The organism is Bradyrhizobium sp. sGM-13, from assembly GCF_018398875.1.
GTDB lineage: Bacteria > Pseudomonadota > Alphaproteobacteria > Rhizobiales > Xanthobacteraceae > Bradyrhizobium.
In genome coordinates this window covers 1-998 of the sequence record NZ_JAGWDK010000147.1, presented here as the reverse complement: position 1 = coordinate 998, position 998 = coordinate 1, and the positions used below count along the sequence as shown (strand labels likewise).

Here is a 998-nt window from a genome sequence, read left to right as displayed (position 1 = left end):
ACAAACTCGCCGACGCCGCCTGATATGATTCGAACCAAGAAAACGCTAATCTAGAGGGGAAAGTTGGATCAAAAGGCTCAGTAGCGCTCCTGCTCGCTCCCCAGAGGCGCGGTGATGTCCGAGGGAGCAATATACTTGAGCAGTCCAGGGTACTCTTGATGAGCTCGATCAGGTCATCGATTCCGAAGTCGGTGAACACCTGGACGCCTCTTCTCCGACACCATAGACCCAGAAGACCCTGTCCTCGATCTCCATTATTTCATTGGCGATGTCCCACAGCCAATCTTCATCTTCGCCGGGTCCTTGGCGACCTTGGCAATGGTGGCGACGTGATGGACCTTGTTGACGTAGGTGGTCATGCCGCCCGAGCAGAGATCGCTGATGCCGGCGTCCAGTTCCAGGGCAGAAGCTGGTACAGCCGATAGGCCGGATGAGTGGCGATGCCGGCAAGGACATCGGCCAACCACGCCAGCGGGCCGATGCCGCTCATTTTCGCCGGGACGATCTAGCTGTACATGACTGCGGCGCGTCGCCGTCCGCAATCAGATCCGCAGAACAGCCAAGCCTTTCGGCCAAGTGCGATGCCTCTTAGGTCGCGCTCGGCGGCATGTTGGAAAGGCACACACGTCCGTCCTCCAGGAACAGCGTGAAGCTCGCCCATCGCTTCAGGATGTAGTTGAACGCCTTGGCCAGGTCGTGTCCCCGGGAGAGCTTGGCGAGTTGCTCGCGCATATCGACCTGAAGGTCCTCGACCAGAGGCCGGCTCAGCTTCCGCCGCATCTAGAGACGCTCCTCGGCGTGGCTCCGGGGAAAACGCGGCACACAGCGACGTGATCGTCACATCACCGAAAAGTCCACCGCTGCTCGACGGAGGACGGCGGTCTAAGGTAGACCGGTGATCGACCGTGCTCAAGGCTGGCGCGATGCGCCACCGCCTCGGCGGCTAGGAGCCTGTCTGAGTAGTGACTGGTCAAGAGGGAGCGAGTCTGATTCCTTGC

General features: G+C 60.1%; 1 pseudogene. It reads right to left on the bottom strand.

From position 1 onward, the window contains the following. Window positions 1-355: 355 nt before the first annotated feature. Window positions 356-780: pseudogene (locus tag KJQ96_RS38515) on the bottom strand (transposase); the annotation flags it as partial. Window positions 781-998: the final 218 nt, after the last annotated feature.